General features: G+C 64.8%; 15 protein-coding genes and 1 pseudogene. 10 read left to right on the forward strand and 6 right to left on the reverse strand.

Features of this window, described 5'->3' with window-relative positions:
* Positions 1-885, reverse strand: coding sequence for a KPN_02809 family neutral zinc metallopeptidase (ypfJ, locus tag MKK62_RS20115; RefSeq protein WP_240258181.1), 885 nt, complete (start codon positions 883-885; stop codon positions 1-3).
* Between the two features lie 71 nt (positions 886-956).
* Here ypfJ and MKK62_RS20120 point away from each other — a divergent pair, with 71 nt between their 5' ends.
* The 6 genes from MKK62_RS20120 (at position 957) to MKK62_RS20145 (ending at position 7,778) form a co-directional block, all read left to right on the forward strand.
* Positions 957-2,456: a carboxylesterase/lipase family protein gene (locus MKK62_RS20120; RefSeq protein WP_240258180.1), complete on the forward strand. Its 1,500-nt coding sequence runs from the start codon at positions 957-959 to the stop codon at positions 2,454-2,456.
* A 171-nt stretch (positions 2,457-2,627) separates the two neighbouring features.
* Positions 2,628-3,638, forward strand: coding sequence for a 3-oxoacyl-ACP synthase III family protein (locus tag MKK62_RS20125; RefSeq protein WP_240258179.1), 1,011 nt, complete (start codon positions 2,628-2,630; stop codon positions 3,636-3,638).
* Positions 3,639-4,754, forward strand: coding sequence for a sulfotransferase family protein (locus MKK62_RS20130; protein ID WP_240258178.1), 1,116 nt, complete (start codon positions 3,639-3,641; stop codon positions 4,752-4,754). It begins immediately after the preceding gene.
* Between the two features lie 53 nt (positions 4,755-4,807).
* The gene (locus tag MKK62_RS20135; protein ID WP_240258177.1) at positions 4,808-6,304 is read left to right on the forward strand and encodes a hypothetical protein; all 1,497 of its coding nucleotides are present in this window, start codon (positions 4,808-4,810) and stop codon (positions 6,302-6,304) included.
* 269 nt (positions 6,305-6,573) lie between these two features.
* Entirely contained in the window at positions 6,574-7,128 is a 555-nt protein-coding gene (locus tag MKK62_RS20140; RefSeq protein WP_240258176.1) for a hypothetical protein, read from the forward strand.
* Positions 7,129-7,232: 104 nt separating this feature from the next.
* The gene (locus MKK62_RS20145; protein WP_240258175.1) at positions 7,233-7,778 is read left to right on the forward strand and encodes a hypothetical protein; all 546 of its coding nucleotides are present in this window, start codon (positions 7,233-7,235) and stop codon (positions 7,776-7,778) included.
* Between the two features lie 48 nt (positions 7,779-7,826).
* Here the strand turns inward: MKK62_RS20145 and MKK62_RS20150 are convergent, their stop codons facing one another.
* Positions 7,827-8,711: an oxidoreductase gene (locus tag MKK62_RS20150; RefSeq protein ID WP_240258174.1), complete on the reverse strand. Its 885-nt coding sequence runs from the start codon at positions 8,709-8,711 to the stop codon at positions 7,827-7,829.
* 74 nt (positions 8,712-8,785) lie between these two features.
* Here MKK62_RS20150 and aspS point away from each other — a divergent pair, with 74 nt between their 5' ends.
* Positions 8,786-10,561, forward strand: a complete 1,776-nt coding sequence (aspS, locus tag MKK62_RS20155) for an aspartate--tRNA ligase (protein ID WP_240258173.1) — start codon at positions 8,786-8,788, stop codon at positions 10,559-10,561.
* Between the two features lie 88 nt (positions 10,562-10,649).
* Positions 10,650-10,820 (forward strand): annotated as a pseudogene (locus tag MKK62_RS20160) (nitroreductase/quinone reductase family protein); the annotation flags it as partial.
* 100 nt (positions 10,821-10,920) lie between these two features.
* Here MKK62_RS20160 and MKK62_RS20165 read toward each other — a convergent pair.
* A complete protein-coding gene (locus MKK62_RS20165) occupies positions 10,921-11,277 on the reverse strand; it encodes a transglycosylase family protein (protein ID WP_286670904.1) in 357 nt (118 codons plus the stop codon).
* Positions 11,278-11,602: 325 nt separating this feature from the next.
* Complete coding sequence (locus tag MKK62_RS20170; RefSeq protein ID WP_240258172.1) at positions 11,603-11,992, reverse strand: MmcQ/YjbR family DNA-binding protein; 390 nt, start codon at positions 11,990-11,992, stop codon at positions 11,603-11,605.
* 122 nt (positions 11,993-12,114) lie between these two features.
* Between MKK62_RS20170 and MKK62_RS20175 the strand changes: the two genes are divergently transcribed.
* Together MKK62_RS20175 and MKK62_RS20180 are read left to right on the forward strand one after the other, a co-directional pair.
* A complete protein-coding gene (locus MKK62_RS20175) occupies positions 12,115-13,032 on the forward strand; it encodes a transglutaminase family protein (RefSeq protein WP_434085105.1) in 918 nt (305 codons plus the stop codon).
* Positions 13,025-14,080 (forward strand): zinc-binding metallopeptidase family protein, encoded by a 1,056-nt coding sequence (locus MKK62_RS20180; protein ID WP_240258171.1) that lies wholly within the window; start codon positions 13,025-13,027, stop codon positions 14,078-14,080. Before MKK62_RS20175 ends, MKK62_RS20180 begins: the two co-directional genes overlap by 8 nt.
* Before the next feature lie 3 nt (positions 14,081-14,083).
* On the opposite strand, the gene MKK62_RS20185 is transcribed toward MKK62_RS20180, so the two are convergent.
* Together MKK62_RS20185 and MKK62_RS20190 are read right to left on the reverse strand one after the other, a co-directional pair.
* A complete protein-coding gene (locus tag MKK62_RS20185) occupies positions 14,084-16,753 on the reverse strand; it encodes a circularly permuted type 2 ATP-grasp protein (protein ID WP_240258170.1) in 2,670 nt (889 codons plus the stop codon).
* The gene (locus MKK62_RS20190; RefSeq protein WP_240258169.1) at positions 16,753-20,085 is read right to left on the reverse strand and encodes a transglutaminase family protein; all 3,333 of its coding nucleotides are present in this window, start codon (positions 20,083-20,085) and stop codon (positions 16,753-16,755) included. The genes MKK62_RS20185 and MKK62_RS20190 overlap by 1 nt, the downstream gene beginning before the upstream one ends.

Genomic DNA, 20,085 nt, shown 5'->3' on the forward strand with positions numbered 1-20,085 from the left:
TCAATTCAGGTCAGCCGCGTGGTAAGTGTCGCACTGATTGGGGTCACCGGTCTGGTAGCCGACGGTGAACCAGTGCTGACGCTGCTCCGAGGATCCATGGGTCCACGATTCCGGGTTGACCCTACCTGTCGCGGCCTTCTGGATCCGGTCGTCGCCCACCGATGACGCCGCAGAAAGCGCGTCGGCAATGTCTTTGTCACTCAACGGTTCCAGGAACGGAACCCCGGTGCTTTCCTGCTTGGTCGTCGACGCATAGTGCGCCCACACGCCCGCGTAGCAGTCAGCCTGCAACTCGGTGCGGACGCCGTTACCGTTGGCGCCTTGCGCGCCCTGCTGCGCCCGGCCGAGCGAGCCTTGCAGATCTTGGACGTGGTGCCCGAACTCGTGCGCTACCACATATTCCTGCGCCAACGGGCCGCCGCTCGAACCGAATTGGGTTCGCAGCACATCGAAGAAGCCGGTATCGAAATACGCAGTCTGATCAACGGGGCAGTAGAACGGGCCAACCTCGGTGGTGGCCGCCCCGCAGCCGGTGTCCACCTGGCCGGTGAACAACCGCACCCTGGGGCGGGTATAGCCGCGCATCAGCTGCTTCCACACCGCATCAACGGAGTTCCCGGTGGCGACCACCCGGCACTGCACGTATTCGTTCGCGTCGGCACCGGTCTTGCACTTGCTCAAATCGAAGCCGGGTGCGACGTCTTGGCCGGCACTGGTCGAGGGCAACTGGTTGACGACCTTGCCGGGGTCGACGCCGAGCAACAACGCGACCACAAGGAACAACAACCCGCCGAGGCCGCCGCCGATCGCGATTCCTCGCCCTCCGCCGCCGCCAGACGAATCCGTCGTGCTGGTGTCGATCTGCATACCCTCGTTGAAGGTCATCGCATTCTCCGTCGCGGTTTGTGACGTATTGCCGGCCCGGCGATATCAGCTTTGCACACTACGATTCGGGCGTGCCCGCGGTTGTCGAAGTTCCCGTCGTCGCCCACACGGCGCTCGGTGCTCTGCGCGGGATTGCCGAGGACGGGATTGCGGTGTGGCGTGGAGTGCCCTACGCGCAACAGCCGGTCGGTGACCGTCGATTCGCCGCACCCAAGCCGTTGCCAGCTTGGCCCGGTGTACGAGACGCGCTCGAGCATGCTCCGCTGCCACCCCAGAGCCGATCGATGGCAGCGGGGGACCGCAACGACCCGAAGATCCGCGACGAAGCCTGCCTGACGGTCACAGTGTGGTCACCCGATGTGAGTGCCTCGCTGCCGGTAATGGTCTGGATCCCCGGTGGGGCATTTGTCAACGGGGCCGGGCAGCTTCAGCTCTACGACGGGTCGCGGCTGGCCGCCAACGGTGATGTCGTCGTTGTCAATGTCACCTACCGCGTCGGTGTTTTCGGCGGTTTTGATCTTGGGGCGCTCGGCGCCGGATTCGACGACAACCTCAGCCTGCGTGATCAGATTGCCGCGTTGACATGGGTACGCGAGAACGTCGCAGCGTTCGGCGGCGATCCTGATCGAGTGACGATTTTCGGTGAATCAGCCGGTGCCACATCGGTATTGGCGCTATTGGCCAGCCCGGCCGCCGACGGCCTGTTTGCGCGAGCGATCGCGCAGAGTCCCGCGCTGCCGCTGATCGCCGACCGCGAAATTCGCGCGGAGCAGACGCATCGATTCCTTGCTCATCTCGAGGTGACGGCCGCGGAGTTGAAGGGCCTGCCTCAACGCGAATTGCGCCGCGCCGCAGGGCAATTACAACTCGCAAGTGTTGCGTCGTCGCCGACACTAGCGCATGGATTGACCTACGGCGTTGAGTTGCTGCCTCGGCATCCGATCGAGGCGGCGCAACGAGGCGCGATCGCCCGGATGCCGCTCATTATCGGTACCAATCGGCGTGAGGCCGCACTGTTTGTCCGCGACAACCCGCCGATGCTTCCCACCACACCGGACAGCGTGGACCGTCTGCTGTGCCGGCTTTCACCGGATGCCACATCGCAGATCGGTGCCGCCTACCCGCGCTATCCGAACCGTCGCGCCCTAGAAGCCTTCGGTGCCGACGCCATGTTCGTGGCCCCGACATGGGCGTTCGCCGATGCCTATAGCGCACTGGCGCCCACGCATATGTACCGTTTCGACCACGCACCTGCGACGCTGCGGCTGACCGGCTTGGGCGCAGTGCACGGCAGCGAGATCGTGCACATCCTGCATACCTACGATTCGCACCTGGGTCGACGTCTGCACCCGCTGGGTAGATGGTGGACGCCCCGGGTCGGGCGCCGGCTACAGCGCGGGTGGTTGGAGTTCGCGACAGCGGCCGCCGGGTGCGACCCTCCGTGGACGAATGAGTGGCCACGTTACGACATTCAGCGACGCGCAACTCGCATCATTCGGTCTCGTTACGACGAAGTTATTAACGATCCGGACGGTCGGCGCCGAAATTGGTGGTTCCGAGTCTCGGAATGAAATTCCTTAACCGCAGCTGAGAAGCCGGGCACGGCGAGTTCAGCCGAATTCCGCGACTGAAATGCGCTTGAAGAGTAATTTTGGCTTTCAATCGAGGCCGCACCGGGGCGGCTTCTGGGAATGGGGCCAGCCATGTCTAAAAGAATTGCAAACAATTCTCAGCTTCCTCGAATGTTCTTATCGAAGCCTTCCGTCGTCATTCCCGAGACCGCAGTCGACAACGCGACGGTGCTGACGCGGGTACGGGAGTCGTTTCGCGGCCCGGATTCCGACTGGGAGCCGGTCTGTCAAGGCGTGCAATACGTGTTGGCCCGATGTAACACCCAAGTCCGATACATCGACCCGGACCCGACGCTCTCGCCTGGCGAGTTCGCGTCCCGCGCGGCGACGGCGTGCCTCTTCGAGAACGGCGTCGAGGCGTCCGAGGTCGATCTTTTGGTTTACGGGGGAATTGCTCGCGAGAACTTCGAACCGGCGACCGCGGCCGAGGTGGCGGGCCGGCTGGGTGCGACGCCGCTGCACGCCTTCGACGTGACATGTGCCTGCGCTGGGCTGGTCGAGGCGATTCACGTCGTCGCCGGCTATTTTGCCCTGCATCCCGAGCTCAAGACCGCGCTGGTCTGCGCGGGTGAATTATGGCGCGACCACGTTACATACGACTTGCAGACGCTCGACGACGTAGCCACTTACGCCGCTGGCCTCACCCTGGGCAACGCCGCCGCGGCGTTCTTGGTGACGCGCGAGTCGCTGGCGGCCGGAGGAGCGCGACTCCTGGGCTTCCGGCACAAGACGTTGGCAGAGCATTACGGCCTGTGTTCCGCGCCGGTCGACGGACCGTTCTTCTCGCGCTCGAAAGAACTTTTCGCACTTGCGGTTCACGTGCCCGGTGAGGTCGCGCGACTCCTCACCGACGCGGGGTGGGCGGCCCAAGACGTCGACCACTATGTCTTCCATCAGCCGAGCCAAGCAATCCTCGAGCGTGTCTTCGACGGAATCGGCGCCCGCCCCGAAGCGTGCGTTCACACTCACTCCCTCTACGGCAACAGCGCCAGCACATCATGGGCGGTGGCCCTCAACCACCGACTCAAGCACGGCACGGTCAACAACGGCGACAAGCTTGTGATCGCCAGCGCCGCATCCGGTTTCACCGTCGTATGCGCGTCCGCGGTGTGGGAGAGCTAAGTGGGTCGTTATCTGCGGGTCTACCGCGTGCTCGGCCAAACGTTCGGTTTGTGGTTTCGGCCGTTTGGCGCCTTCACGCTGCTACAACTGCGCCAGCTTGTTTCGGCGATCACGTTAGGTCTGGACCACCTGTGCTATCCGCGTCACCGCAATCAGGCGATCGACCGGCCGATCTTCATCATCGGAAACCCCCGCAGTGGGACCACATTCCTGCATCGACTGCTGCTCGGTGCGGGTGACATGGCGGCTTTCGAATTATGGGAAATGCTGTTTCCCGCGATCACCGCGCGCAAGCTCCTGGGCGGTATCGTGCCACGCCTGGACAAGTTGTCACCGGCTCGCTATCACCCTTCTGACGTGCACGAGACCAGCCTGCGTGGCATCGAGACCGACGATGTGGCCTGGTTCTTCCGCACCATGGACGGCCCCTTCGCGTGGGCGTATTTCCTTGCGTGGCAGGACAAGTGGGGGAGCGAATTGTCGCGGCGGGAGTTCGGGATTGACGGCGTCACGCCCCACGAGGAAGAGCGTTTCTTCGACTACTATGACGCCTGCTGGCGGCGGAACCTGACGCTCAAGGGCGCCGGCCGCGTGCTGGCCAAAACCAGCATGCTGACCATGCGCCTCGACGCGGTGCTGCGGCGTTACCCCGACTGCAAACTCGTCTACGTCATTCGCGATCCGGTCGAGGTGATCCCGTCGGGAATGTCGTTGCTTGCCAGCGTGCTCGAGAATGGCTACGACGTGTGGAATCGCACCAAGGAAGCCGACCAGCGCAGGTGGGTGGAGAACCTGTATCAGGCTTCGTGTGACATGCTGCGTCATTTTCACGAAGCCCACGCTGCCGGAAAGATCCCCGAGCGCAACTTGTGCATCGTCCGGTACGAGGACCTGATTCACGACCTCGAATCGACGATGGATCGAATCCTCGATTTCGTCGAGATCAAGCCCTCCGAGGAATTCCTGGACGAGGTACGCGAACAGGCCGCGCGGCAGCGAAGCTACAGCAGCAAGCACGGGCATTCGCCCTCGCAGTTCGGCCTGACCCCAGAGCGCATCCGGGCAGACCTCGGATTCGTCTACCCAGCCTTTGGCCTGTCAGACCGAGCCGGCTGATGTCCGGCGCACCACATTCGTTCACCCGGAATGACCACTGGAGGATCGGCGACATGGGCAAGCAATCAATCGAGAAGCGTGAAACAGCCTCCGGCGCTTCAATTCTGGATCTGCGCCTGCGTTCGGCCGCACGGCAGGTGACATCGATGACCACCAGGCACCGCCGCGTCGGCGCCGTTGCAAGTGGATTGCTCGCCATGGTGTTCCTCCCGTCGGCTGTCGCGCATGCCGACAACTGGACGGTTACCCCCGACCCTCATTCGATCGAAACCATAACCGGGATCTACGGACACGGGTTCGAAGGCGGCGACACCGCACCGCCGGCCGTCGAAGGCAGCATCCAAGGCAACCAGACCTTCGACTGGGCCAACGTCACAAGCCACAACTCTGGGACCTTCTACGGCTACGAGAGTTACTCGAACGACGGTCTTGGCGGAATAAACACCGAGGTGTACGTCGCGGGCGACGTGACGGGTGCCAACGGTCCGGCGGTGGGCTCCGTTTTCGACACATACTCCTACGGATACGGCAGCTTCACCAATACCTACTCGGCGGTCCCCAACGGTGCGGGCGGATCCACCATCACCGACACGCTCCAGACGCCCAGCGGGACAATCGTGATCCCGACCTCGTTCGACGCAGCCAACGGATTGATCGCCGACGCCGGCGGTGTCGGCGTCGGCAACGGCGGCACGATGGTTCCTGTTGGCTCGCAAGACGTTACATCGATCAGCGGCATTCCACCACTGACCGTGGCGTTGCAGGGCAGCCAGGACTTCCAGTTCTTCAACTCGGCTCATCACCTGCTCGGGACCGTGGGGACCGTCGATACCACGACGACGGACGGCGCCGGAACCTACACCGAGGCCGTGCTGATCACTTCCGACAACGGCGCAACCAACATCGGCAGCGGCGCGGCGGATGTCCCGGCAGTGGGCTCGATCTTCAACACGATCCAGTTCGGCAATCTGACCAATGTCTACTCCGACTACGTGATGCCGGGTGGAAACCACTACGTGGACATCTTGTACACGCCGCTCGGAAACATGTGGATACCAACCCTTTTCGATGCTGCGAGCGTCGAAACTCTGAGTAATTCCACGATTACGCTGCCGAACGGGATGGTCTTCGATCCAATCACCGAACTCGGGTTCACAGGGATCAACGGGCTGCCGCCCGTCGACGTCGGAGTGCAAGGCGGACAGGACTTCAACTTCACCGACGGTGCCGCGGCGGGATCCTTTACCGCTGACGTGACAAACACACTCGACGAATTCAACGACTCCACGGAGACGATTCTGGTCACCAGTTCGACAGACGCCGCCGTGCTGCCGCCGGGGTCGGAGTTCGAGATCGTCAATTTCGGCTACGGATTCGAGAGCTTCTACTCCGACATCGCTTCGCCCATACCCGGCGGAGACACCATCATGGAGACGCTGGTGACACCGTTCGGCGACATCACTTTGCCCCCTCCGTTCGACGCGGCGGCCGGGTTGTTCAACGACATGTTCATGATCTTCGCGGGCGGAGCGCCACTGACCGGTCTGTGAGCCGGCGCGTCCACTGCGCCGCCAACCGTATCCGGGTGTAGCGAGACAGGTTCTACCGCAAACGGCGCACGGTGCCGCGCAGAGCCCGTCGAGCCGAGTCGCACTGCATCGTCCCCCGATGCGCGCCTCAACCCCGGTCTCGTGAAACGGGCCCGGCGCGTGAGCTGTCGGACGGCACATGTACAGGCGCCGGGCTTGTTCGAAGCTGAACGAATGATAAGTTACCGCTGACAAACTCTCAGTACCGATGTTGAGACAGCTATGCGCAGATGGGAGCACTACATATGTTCGGCACCACGCGAGGCGGAATCCTGCTGGCGACGATCATCAGCGCTCTCGTGACTGCGTACACGATGGCCATCGGCACGATCGCAGTCGCGCGTGCCGACGACCCTTTCAGCGACATCGTCGCCGCCGTGCAGGGCGACTTCGCTCTCGGTCAGGAAGCGTTCACCCTTGCCAACGCGGCCTTTGCCGACGGTGAGCTGGCCAATGGGCTGGCGCTGTTCTACGGCGGCCTGGACGACTACCTGCTGTCGGTGCCGGACAATCTTCTCCAAGGTTCACTGGCTGCGCTGCTGGGGGAGCCGATCGAATCATCGCTGAGTTGGACGATTCCCACACCGGCGGACTTCAACGACGCCCTGATCGTCGCTCCGACGCTGGAACTCATCGGGCTCGGTGATTTGACCAACGCGGCGTCCGACCTGTCGGCCGGAGACTTTGCCGGCGCGCTGGACTCCGCCCTCACCGGTTACGAGTACCTCTACTTCGTCGTTCCTGAGCTCTTCATCGTCGGTTCAGTCGCCGGCTTCGGGCTTTGAGCCCTTCGCAAACTGTAGGTGTCCAACTGAGGAAATTCTCAGTACTCGCTGCGAAGTCTCTCAGGTAACGAGATACGTTCGGGCTTCAAGAGATTGGAGCCCCCATGACGTACAGACACCCCCGGGCCATCCTGGGCGCCGCTGTCGGTGCGCTCGGCGCGTTCGCGGCCGTGGCGACAAATTCGCCGGTGGCCCACGCCGACTCGATCACTGACGGCGTCGCGGCCATCGAGGCCGCCGCGAACACCGCCTACTCCACCGCGCTGACCGATCTGGGCAACCCCGCCACGGAGGCCGCCGGCTTGACGCAGCTGTTCATCGCCGTGGACGACGACCTGTTCGGGATCCCCAGCTTCTACGAAACCGCGCTGACCGACCAGTTGCAGGGCGTGGCGATCATCCCGCCGACCGATTTCGAAATCGGATCGGGTCTTCCGTTCGACTTCTCGGCGCCGACCAGCCTCGCTCAGTCCGTCACCGAGGCCAACACCATTTATGTCGAGGGCGCTACCACCCTGGTCAACTTGATCAACAGCTTGCCCGCGACCGATCTGGCCGACGCGACGCTGTACAACGCGCAGTCGTTGATCGATCAGTTCATCCTGCCCGGGCAAATCGAACTCATCGCCAATCTGGTCTTCGCTCTCTAACCCGGACGGCCTCGTCAACGAATTCCGTTGTGGAATAGAGTGTTTCGACTAGCCAGGGCCGTCGCTGCTGGCAGCCAGCAGTGGCACCAGCACGTCGCTGATCGGCGTCGCGATTCCGTGCGCGCGGGCCTTGCGGATGATCACCCCGTTGCGGATGTCCCACTCCTGCGGGCGGCCGGCCTCGCGGTCGGCCAGCATCGAAGTGCCCATGTCCGCCGGCGCCTGCCGGAACATCTCCACGGTGCCGGCGACGACGTCGTCGGCCAACTGCGCCCCCTCGGCGCGAGCCACCTTGAGGCATTCCGCCGCATAGCGCTGCGCCAACTCCGCGACGTCGTCACGCCGGAACATCCCAGACCGCCGGCCGGTCAGCACCATCAGGCCGGCGACCGCGTTCACCAGCAGCTTGCGCCACGCTGCGGTGACGAAGTCCGGATCGCAGTCGGCGACGCCGCCGGCCGCGCGCCACGTTTCGGCGAACGTAGTTGCGGCCGGCCCGGTCGGTAGCGACAGCCGCGCCTCGGTACGCAGCCGCACCCAGCCGGCCGGCTGAGTCTCAGCCGAAAACCACACGATGCCGGGAACAACCGCTGACGACGCACACAGCGGTTGCACCTGCTCGACCTGTTCGACACCGTTTTGGAAGACAACTACGACCGTGTGCTCATCGCACAGCCGCGCCAGCCAGCGAGCCGCGTGTGCGTTCTGCGTCGCTTTGACCGCGAGCAGTACCACCTCGACCGGAGCAGTGATCTCCGCGGGATTGGTACGTACCGGTCCGGGCACGATGATCGGGTCGGCGCCGTCCGGCCGCAGCTCGATCTGGGCACGCGGGGTTCGCCCGCAGACAAGAACACGGTGACCAGCGGCGGACAAGTACGCGGCGACCGTCGTGCCAACGGCCCCCGGACCGATAAGCGCGACCCGACCCATGACATCCATAGCTTCGGTCGAAATTACCCGCCTCTAGACTGGGCTGTCGTTCCCACCGTTCGCGAGGAGTATTTGTGCTGCGCAGTCACGCCGCCGGTTCATTGCGGGTCACCGACGCCGGTCAACAGGTGACTTTGGCGGGATGGGTCGCGCGTCGGCGCGACCACGGCGGAGTGATCTTCATCGACCTACGCGACGCGACAGGCGTGTCCCAGGTGGTCTTCCGTGCCGAGGACGTGCTGGCTCAGGCGCATCGACTGCGTGCGGAGTTCTGTATCGCCGTCGAGGGTGTCGTCGAGATCCGACCGGAAGGCAACGCCAACGCCGAAATCGCGACCGGTGAGATCGAAGTCAACGCAACATCGCTCACGGTTTTGGGGGAGTGCGCTCCGCTGCCCTTCCAGCTCGACGAGCCCGCGGGTGAGGAAGTCCGGCTGCGTTACCGCTACCTAGACCTGCGGCGCGAGGGTCCGGGCAACGCAATTCGGTTGCGCTCCAAGGTGAATGCGGCCGCGCGCGGCGTGCTGGCCGGCCAGGACTTCGTCGAGATCGAGACCCCGACGATGACCCGCTCGACACCGGAAGGCGCACGCGACTTCCTCGTGCCGGCAAGGCTGCAACCCGGTTCCTTCTACGCGCTGCCGCAGAGCCCCCAGCTGTTCAAGCAGCTGCTGATGGTGGCCGGCATGGAGCGGTACTACCAGATCGCGCGTTGCTACCGCGACGAGGATTTCCGCGCCGACCGCCAGCCCGAGTTCACCCAGCTCGATCTGGAGATGAGCTTTGTCGAAGCCGACGACGTCATCGCGACCGCCGAGCGGGTGCTCAAGGCCGTGTGGGCGTTGATCGGATATGACCTTCCGCTGCCGATACCGCGGATCAGCTACGCCGAGGCGATGAGGCGGTTCGGGACCGACCGGCCCGACCTACGGTTCGGTGTCGAACTCGTCGAATGCACAGAGTTCTTCTCCGAGACGACCTTTCGAGTGTTCCAGGCGCCGTATGTCGGCGCAGTGGTGATGTCCGGTGGGGCTTCGCAGCCGCGCCGCACCCTGGACGGGTGGCAGGAGTTCGCGAAGCAGCGCGGTCACAAAGGGCTGGCCTACGTGCTGGTCGGTGACGACGGCACACTGGGCGGTCCGGTGGCCAAGAACCTGTCCGACGCCGAACGCGACGGCCTGGCCGCCCACGTCGGCGCCGAACCGGGTGACTGCATCTTTTTCTCGGCCGGCGCGGTGAAGCCGTCCCGGGCGCTGCTGGGAGCGGCTCGTGACGAGATTGCGAAGCGGCTGAACCTGATCGACCCGGATGCCTGGGCGTTCACCTGGGTGGTCGACTTTCCGCTGTTCGAGCCTGCCGACGAGGCCACCGCCGCCGGCGATGTCGCGCTGGGCAGCGGTGCCTGGACAGCCGTGCACCACGCCTTCACCTCGCCCAAGCCCGAGTCCGAGGCCACCTTCGACAGCGATCCGGGCAATGCGCTCGCGGACGCCTACGACATCGTCTGCAATGGCAACGAGATCGGCGGTGGCTCCATTCGTATCCATCGCCGCGACGTCCAGGAGCGCGTCTTCGCGATGATGGGCATCGGTGCCGCCGAGGCGCAGGAGAAATTCGGATTCTTGTTGGATGCGTTCACCTTTGGCGCTCCGCCGCACGGTGGAATCGCTTTCGGGTGGGACCGGATCGTCCAACTGCTGTCGAAAGCGGACTCGATCCGCGAGGTGATTGCGTTCCCGAAGTCGGGCGGCGGTGTCGACCCGTTGACCGATGCGCCGGCCCCGATCACCGCCCAGCAGCGCAAGGAGTCGGGGATCGACGTCAAGCCCGAGGCTGCGTCCGCGAAATAGACGCCAGGGCAGTGAATCGGCCGACCGAAGCGACCCTCGCTTCTGTTTCGCGGAATAGTCAACCCCGACGAATTTCGTGCCAACGACGGCAAGGTCAGCGGTCGGCAACGAGTCCTTGGACGTGGTCGCCCGCGAATTACCGCCCGCCGAGCGCGACGAGTTCTTCCCCAAGGTCACCGCGCTCGCGCCGGGTTTTGCCGAGTATCAGGCGAAGACCTCGCGGGTGATCCCGGTCTTCGAACTGCAGCCGGCCAGTTAGCCCTACCGGATAGTTAGCCCCTCAACCGACCCCTCGAATCACGCGGTTACGGGGCTATCACGGCACCTATCACGGCATGGTCACGTCGGCCGTGAACGACTCAGTGCGGAACCATCGACCACAGCGTCTGGATCGTGCCGTACACCGGGTGCATGAAGATGTTGACGATCTGGATCGGGAACAGCTGACCATTGCCGCCGCACTTGGGCCACGCTCCGGGTCCCTGGGTGGCGAGAACGCGATTCGCCACGGCGATCTGTTGCTCGCGCGAGGCCATCGCAGGGTCGCCGACCCCACCGTTCGCTGCCCAGGTAGCGGGCTTGAACTGCAGTCCGCCATAGAATCCGTTGCCGGTGTTGGCGTGCCAGTTACCGCCCGATTCACACTGCGCCACAGCATCCCAGTTCATGCCGTCCGCGTAGGCCACGCCGGTGGTCGGGTTGACCAGGAGCGTCATGCCCAGGACGACCAATGTGCATATCACCAGGTGCTTGCACATCGTGCTCAATAGTCCACCTAAATGACTCATTTAACAGGTCTAACAAGCAGGTGTGAAAGGAGTCAATGAGTGGGGCTTTAGCAATTAATGAGATTAAAGTTTAATTATATGTTTTGTGTTGCTGAATAGTATTTGAGTTAATTAATGAGGTTTTTGATGCTAGATATAACTACTGAGTTATATGAGTATGAAGTTATCTTGTCGTGATGAAGTAAATTAAAGTGGCTTGTGATGCTGCTGTTACTAAAGTGACAGAAGATGCTCAAGTGGCGTAGCCCAGCGGTCAGCGTCTCCCGCCCAAAAACTCCTCTACCAGCTTTTTTGGGGCCTGCCGAAGCCACGCATCAACAATCAGCTCACGCAGTCCGTGCTCGTCGATCGCCGCGAGACGAACGAGCACGGCGGGATAGCCGTCGAAGTGCGGGGTGGTGAAGTACCGGTGCGGTTCGTGGGCGATCAGCGCGAATTTGACTCCCTCGTCGGCCACCCGGACCCCGAGGATGTCGCCCTCCGGCGGGTCGACGCCGAGGGCCGCCAACGCCTCACGGTCGGATGGGCGCAGCGGGCGTTCCCACGCGATCAGCTTCTTACCCACCCGCCACTCCCGAGGCGATCGCTCCTCGGTGAGTGGCAGTTCGCCGACGACGTTGGCGACGTCGTCCCAGGTGGCCATGACCCATTGTGCTCCCGCGGACCCGGCCAGGAATCGGATCGGCCCGCGCCGCTGCGGGTGGCCATAGGCCTCACTAGTGTTGCAGCGTGACGTTGCCGAGCCCTACCAGCGATTCGGGGCACCTGCCAGGCGCCGGCGCGCGATACCGCATCACCCATCGCACCGAGTACCGCTACTCCGATGTGGTGACGAGTTCGTACGGCCGCGGATTCCTGACTCCGCGAAACCTTGCGCGGCAGCGGTGTCTGTCCCACGAACTGCATATCTCACCGACACCGGCGGACAGCTCGACGAGTCTGGACACCTACGGCAACATCAGCTCGTACTTTCACGTCACCGAGCCGCACCAGACGCTGACGGTCACCAGCGAGTCGCTCGTCGAGGTCTATCCGTCACCGCCGCAGCGGTGGGGCGGCGGACCTGCTTTGGCGCCGTGGGAGCTTGCCCGCCCGGTGGGTATCCGGGGCGCACTGGCTACCGAGTTCGCTCTCGACCTGAATCCACCCGAAATCACCGACGAGGTCCGTGAATACGCGGCGCCGAGCTTTGTGCCCGAGCGGCCGTTGTCCGACGTGCTGCGTGACCTCACCACCCGGATCTACACCGACTTCACCTACCGCTCCGGTTCGACCACGGTATCGACCGGAGTCAACGAGGTTCTGAAAGCGCGCGAGGGGGTATGTCAGGACTTCGCGCGGCTCGCGATCGCCTGCTTGCGCGCCAACGGTTTGGCTGCCAGCTACGTGTCCGGATATCTGGCTACCAACCCGCCGCCAGGGAAGGAACGCATGATCGGCATCGACGCGACGCACGCCTGGGCCGCGGTGTGGACGCCGCAGCCGCCCGGCCAATTCGAATGGCTCGGACTAGATCCCACCAATGACCAGATGGTCGACGAGAGATACGTGATTGTCGGCCGCGGTCGTGACTATGCCGACGTGCCCCCGCTGCGCGGCATCATTTACACCAACTCCGAGACCAGCCAGATCGACGTCGCGGTCGACGTCGTGCCATTTGAAGGCGGCGAGCTCTATGCGTGACTTTCACTGCCCCAACTGTGGCCAGCGTCTGACTTTCGAGAACTCCGCGTGCTTGGCGTGCGGTAGCGCCCTGGGTTTCTCCCTCTACGAGATGGCGTTGCTGGTCATCACCACCGGCGACGACGCGGGCCGGGCCGGCTTCGTCAGCGCCAGCGAGTACGAACTGTGCGCAAATCGCAATCTGGCGGAATGCAATTGGCTGGTCCCGGTGCGCCAGCCCGGATGGCTGTGTGCGTCGTGTGCCCTGACCATCGAGCGACCGAACGACGCGGATACCGCCGGGCTGGCGGAGTTCGCCCGGGCGGAGGCGGCCAAGCGCCGGCTGATCGCCGAACTGCACGAGCTGAGGCTGCCGATCGTCGGCCGCGACCAAGACCCCGACTACGGGTTGGCGTTCCGGCTGCTTTCCAGTGCCCGCGAGAAGGTGTTGACCGGACACGAAAACGGCATCATCACATTGGATTTGGCTGAAGGCGACGACGTCCACCGTGAGCAGTTGCGGGTCGAGATGGACGAGCCGTACCGGACGCTGCTCGGGCACTTCCGCCACGAAATCGGTCACTATTACTACTACCGGCTGATCGCTCCGTCCGCCGACTATGTGGCTCGATTCAACGACCTTTTCGGCGACCCCGATGCTGACTATCAAGCGGCGTTGGATCGCCATTACAGCGAAGGCGCACCCGACGGCTGGGAAGAGACCTTCGTGTCGTCGTACGCGACCATGCATCCGGCCGAGGACTGGGCCGAGACGTTCGCCCACTACCTGCACATCCGCGACACGCTCGACACTGCGGCGTGGTCGGGCTTCGCGCCGGCCACCGCAACGTTCGATCGGCCGGTTCTGGGGCCGAGCGCATTTCAGACGATCATCGATATGTGGCTGCCGGTCTCGTGGTCGCTGAACATGGTGAACCGGTCGATGGGCCACGACGACCTGTATCCGTTCGTGCTTCCGGTCGCGGTGCTGCAGAAGATGAAGTTCATTCACACCGTCATCGACGAACTGACCGCCCTCTCGGGAAGGCGGGATTCAGTCAGCGCGTAAGCCTCACGGCATCGTCCGCCGCTCGTCCCCACCCCACAGCGGCTGGATACCGCCCGGCAGCGCCAGCTGCGTCGCGGTGATCACCTCGGCAAGTTCGCGCAGCGCCGTATGCACCGTGGTGAGCAACTCGGCCAGCTCATCGCGTCGCCCATCCTTGGTCGCCGATTCGAGTTCGGCCGGATGCGAGCGCCGCACCTGGGTGCTGATCTCGGCGACCATGCGTTGTGGCCGAGACGATCCCGACGACCCGGGCAGGTCACCGAGGTCGGTGCGTAACCGCTCGAGTTGGTACACCAGCGACCTGGGGTTGGTGGCGTCAAACAGCATCAGCTCCGCGAGCGCGGCGACGCTGACCTGACCCGCCGTGCGGCGGCGGTAGATCACGGCGGATTCCATCGCGATGAGCGTTGATTCGATGACTGCACGCTCGGCAGCCGGGGCCCGCACCGTGGTCAGGGTGGCGTTCAGCAGCGCGGTGAGACCCAGCCCTCGCTCGATACGTTTCCCGATGTCCATCATCGTCCACCCGACGTCCTGCACCATGGACTCCGATGCGACGCCCGCCAGCGTCAGCATGCCGACCAGCGTTTGCGACTGCGCCGTTTCGAGCACCGCGTCGCCCTCGGCCAGGGAGTCGGGCGGTTCGGCGTTGTGAGCCAGTGCTCGTTCGACGCCGGCCAGCACCGCCCATGTGTCGGTTGACAACTGGTCACGCACCGCCCTGGCGGCTAGCGCCAGCCGATCCACCGAATGCACCAGCGAGCCGGGTCGGTCGCGATCCATGGTCAGAGACCACAACGTCGACGGGGCGATGGCGATGCTCTCGGCTTGGTCATCCGGTCCGGGGTCGGTTCCGGTGATGCGGCCCAATGCGGCCATCAGCACTGGTACGCACTGGCTTTCGGAGATCTCCTGGCGATGCCGGAATTCGTAGTAACGACGGCGGGCGGCGATCAGCAGCCGGGCCATGTTCTCGGCGCGCTCGCCGTAACGTCCCATCCAGAAAAGGTCGGACAGCACGCGAGGTGAGCTGACGCCCAACGTGCCCGCACCCGCTTTCGCGGGGACCTCCGGCGGTGGCAGGGTGACCGTCTCAGTTCGCGAGCGATCGGTCGGTTGAACCCAGACATCCTTGGCCGCAATGGTTCCCAGCGTGTACGCGGACGGTCCCTGGGCCAGCACGTAACCGAGGCCGCCGAGCATCGGTGCATAGCCGCCGCGCTGAGCCACCGTGAACAGCCGCATTCCGACCGCGCCCGCCGAGAGCTCGCTCGCGTAGCTCGTCGGGGCTGAGGAGAACTGGGGCAATTCCTGGCCGACCCACTGCCACGGCATTGCGGTGATGGCGGCGGACAGGTCGGCCAATCGCTCCGAGGACAGCGCCGGTCCGACCAGTGTTTGCCCGCCGATGGTCGGGCGGATGAGCAGTGACGACAGGTTCGCCAGCAGGTGCGATAGTTCGGTGTCGATGCCGCCCCAGTAGCTCGGCGTACTGGACAACAACGGCGCTTCACCGAGCAGCCGGGTTGCCAGCTGAGGCAGAAAGCGTTGCAGCCCAGCACTTTCCAGAATGCCACTGCCAACGGTATTCACAACGGTCACGGTTCCGCGGCGCTGGGCTTCTACCAGGCCGGCCACCCCGAGCCGCGAGTCGGCGCGCAGGTCGAGCGGATCGGTGTACGCGGCATCGACGCGACGGAAAACGACGTCCACCCGTTTCAGGGTGCCCAGTGAGCGCATCCAGAGCTTGCCGTCACGCACCACCAGGTCAGCGTTCTCGACCAACGGAAAACCAAGCAGCGTCGCGAGATACGCCTGGTCAAACGATGTTTCGGAGTAAATACCGGGGCTGAGCACGACGACCACCGGATCCTGCACACCGTCGGGCGCCGCGTCGATCAGCGCCAGCCGCAATGCCTGGGCGAACGGGGTGGTCGGTCGCGGACCGACCTTCTCGTAGAGATCCGGCAGCGCCTGCGCCAACACCCGTCGGTCGGCGAGCGCGTAGCCGGCGCCGGATGGCGCCTGCGTCCAGTCGGCGTTGACCACAAAACTGCCGTCGGAGAAGCGGCTGACATCGCAGGCATGCATGAACAACTGATGGTGCCCCGGCACCTCGATCCCGTTGGCGGCGCGGACATAGCCCGGATGGGCGAACAGCAGCTCGGGCGGCAGCACGCCGTCGGTCAACGAGCGGCGGTTGCCGTACAGGTCGGTCAAGACCGCGTTGAGCACCCGCGACCGCTGAATCAGTCCGGTTTCGAGGGCCTCCCAATCCGCTGCCGCGACCACCAGCGGCAGCGGGTCCAGCGCCCACGGCCGCGGCTCGCCGGGAACCCCGTCGGCGGATCCCTTGGCGGGATCGACGCCGGTATAGGTGATGTCGTCGTTGTCGACGAGTTGGCGCACCGCGGAACGCAGTCGACCCATCCCGGCCCGACCGCGGTCACCGACCGCGTCGGCGAGATCCGTCCACGCCGGGCGCACGTTGCCCGCCGCATCGAGGAACTCGTCGTAACCGATCGCCGGGCCTGATAGATCCGGCGTGCGCACGTCGAACAAGGTCTCTTGGGTACGCGCGGTGCGGTATCCGTCCAGCAACCGGTCGACGTCGGTGCGGTCGTGAAATGGCGCCGCGTCGCCGGGATGTACTGCCATATGTGCCGCAGCCATTACCGCAGGACGGTACGCACGCGCCGCAGATCGAGAATGCCCGGCGCGCCGACGTCCGTGGAAATTCGCGCCTGCATTTCCCGGATGTCGGAGAGGTCCAGTTTGCCTGGGGTGAATCCGGTCGCCTCGAAGCGTCGCGCGCGCCGCGACTCGGCTTCGACGGCGTTGACCGGAGGAACGTCGTACGCCCGCCCACCGGGGTGGGCGACGTGGTACGTGCAGCCGCCGCGCGACGTCGAGGTGGTGAGGTCGATCAGCTCGAACTGCAGCGGACCGTCGACGGTGATGCTGGGATGCAGCGCACTGGGCGGTTGCCAGGCCCGGAAACGCACACCTCCCACGTGTACGTCGGGATTGTCAGTGGCGAGCAGCGGAACCGGGTAGCCGTTGCAGGTGACCAGATAGCGGTGTCGGTCGGCGCCGATGATGCGGACCTGAAGGCGTTCGACGGACGAATCGACGTAGCGAGCGGTGCCGGTGGCAGTGGACTCCTCGCCCAGCGTGTTCCACGGCTCGATGGCGCCGCGCAATTCGATCTCGACACCGTCGAAGACCGCGGTGCCGATGCGTGGGAAGCGGAACTCGGTGAACGGGTCCAGCCAGCTGGTTTCAAAGGCGATGCCGTGGGCGCGCAGGTCCGCGGCGACGTCGGCGATGTCGTGAATCAGGTAGTGCGGCAACAGGTATCGCCCGTGCAAATTCTCGCCGTGCCGGATCAGCGGAGCCCGTAGCGGCTCCTCCCAGAACCACGCCACCAGCGACCGGACCAGCAACGACTGCACCATCGCCATCCGCAGATGCGGGGGCATTTCGAAGCCGCGCAACTCCAACAGGCCCAACCTGCCCCGCATGCTGTAGGGGTTGTAGAGCTTGTCGATACAGAACTCCGAGCGATGCGTATTGCCGGTGATGTCGGTGAGCAAATGCCGCAATGCCCGGTCGATGATCCAGGGACGGGGCGTGCCGGAAGCCGAAGCGAGCCTGTTGATTTCGGCGAACGCGATCTCCAGCTCGTAGAGCGCCTCCGCCCGGCCCTCGTCGACGCGCGGCGCCTGCGACGTGGTACCCACGAAGCGGCCCGCGAACAGGTACGACAGCGAGGGATGTCGCTGCCAGTAGGTCAGCAACGACATCAGCAGGTCGGGGCGACGCAGCAGCGGTGAGTCCTTAGGGGTGATCCCGCCCAGCGTGATGTGGTTGCCGCCCCCCGTGCCGCCGTGGCTGCCGTCGACGTCGAACGACTCCGTGGTGAGTCGAGCCAATCTGGCTTGTTCGTACAGGGTTTCGAGTTGCCGGGTCTGCTCGGCGAAGCTGGCGGTCGGAGCGACGTTGACCTCGATGACGCCGGGGTCGGGGGTGATCGTCGTCGACGTCAGCCGCGGGTCTGCCGGCGGCTCATACCCTTCGATCACCACCGGGCAGCCGATCTTTGCGGCCGCGTCGTGGATTCGGGTGATCAGGTCCACGAAGTGGTCGAGCGCGCCGGTCGGCGGGAGGAATACGTAGAGCAGTCCGTCCCGCGCCTCGGCGACCATCGCGGTGGTCGGTGCGCTCTCGTCGTCGTCGACGAGCGCTTCGACGGCCGACGCGTGTAGCTCGTCGCCCACCGTGGTGGGATCGGTGTCGAACGACGGCCGCGGCGGCTTCCAGCTGATCGCGTTCAGCGGCAGACGTAAACCCGCCGGCGAATCCCCGTCGACCAGGACGATGCGGCCGCGGCGCAGCCGCCAATTGGCGCTGGCCCAGCCGAGTTCGTCGTCCCGGCGGTGCAGCGGGAGCACGAACGCCGTTGGTGTGTCCGTGGATTGGTCGAGCCGGGCCAGCAGTTCGGCGCGCGCGGCGGCATTGTCGCGGCCCGCTTCCGGGTCGAGGTCGTCTTCGGGCGACACCGGGTCGCCTTGCGGCAGCCGGGCCTTCGCTGCCAGCTTCGACAGCGGGTCCTCGTATGCCGGCCGCACCTGGGAGGGCGGCAGACCGAGTCCGTCGGCGATCGCGGACAACAGCTTCTGGGCCGTGCCGCTGTCTGCCGGCGAGCCGGGCGGAGCGGTGCTCCACGGGTCGGCCAGCAGTGCGGCGTCGGGCCACAGCGGCTGTCCATCAGTACGCCAGTAGATCCCGATCTGCCAGCGGGGCAGCGGTTCACCCGGGTACCAGCGACCTTGGCCGCGATGCACCAGTCCATGTGGCGCCCACCGCGCCTTCAATCGGGCGGCCAGGTCAGAGGCGCGCTGGCGTTTGTGCGGACCGTCGGCGGCGGTATTCCATTCGTCGTCGACCTGGTTGTCGATCGACACGAACGTCGGTTCACCACCCATGGTGAGCCGGACGTCACCGGCCTGAAGCCGAGCGTCGACGCTGCGGCCGACATCCTGGATGGTGGCCCAAGCTTCGTCGGTGTAAGGGAGCGTGACCCGCGGATCCTCGTGGATGCGGGTCACCGTGTTGGAGAACTCCAGCGTCGACTCGCAGGGCTCGATGCCGCCGGAGATCGGTGCCGCGCTGGCGGGGCTCGGTGTAGCGGCGAGAGGGATGTGGCCCTCGCCGGCGAACAGCCCGGATGTCGGATCGAGCCCGATCCATCCCGCGCCGGGAATGAAGACCTCTGCCCACGCATGCAGGTCGGTGAAGTCGGCGGCCGGACCTGACGGCCCGTCGAGCGCCTTGACGTCAGACGTCAGCTGCACCAGGTAACCGGACACGAATCGGGCGGCCAGACCCATCTGGCGTGCGACCGACACCAACAGCCAGGCGAAGTCACGACACGAACCCACGCCGGTCCGCAGCGTGAAATCCGGCGTCTGAACGCCATGCTCCATCCGCACGCTGTAGGAGAGATCGGCGTTGATCCGCCGGTTGAGCTCGACCAGGAAGTCGATTGTCCGGGTTTCCGGCGGTACGGAGAATTCGCGCACCCATTTCCGCGTCAACTCGCCAGGACCCGATCCTGCGCCGTCTTCGTCGACCGGTTGCAGGTAAGGCTTGAGCTCGTCGGCCAACGGCTCGGGGTAGCTGAACCCCCCGGACGGCCAGATTTCGGCCCAGTCCTCGATGAAGAAGTCGAAGGGGTTGATCACCTTCAGGTCGGCGATCAGTCCGACGGTGATGGTCAGTCGATCCGTCGGGTTCGGGAAAGTCAGCCGGTAGACGAAGTTGCCCACCGCGTCCTGCTGCCAGTTGACGAAGTGGTCGGCCGGTTCGACCTGCAGCGAGTAGGCCTCGATGGGGGTGCGTGAATGCGGTGCCGGACGCAGCCTCACGACGTGCGGGAAAACTCTGACCGGCCGGTCAAAGGTGTAGCTGGTGCGGTGCTCCAGCGCCACTTTGATGGTCAT

It is taken from the genome of Mycobacterium paraterrae, from assembly GCF_022430545.2.
GTDB classification, from domain to species: Bacteria; Actinomycetota; Actinomycetes; order Mycobacteriales; family Mycobacteriaceae; genus Mycobacterium; species Mycobacterium paraterrae.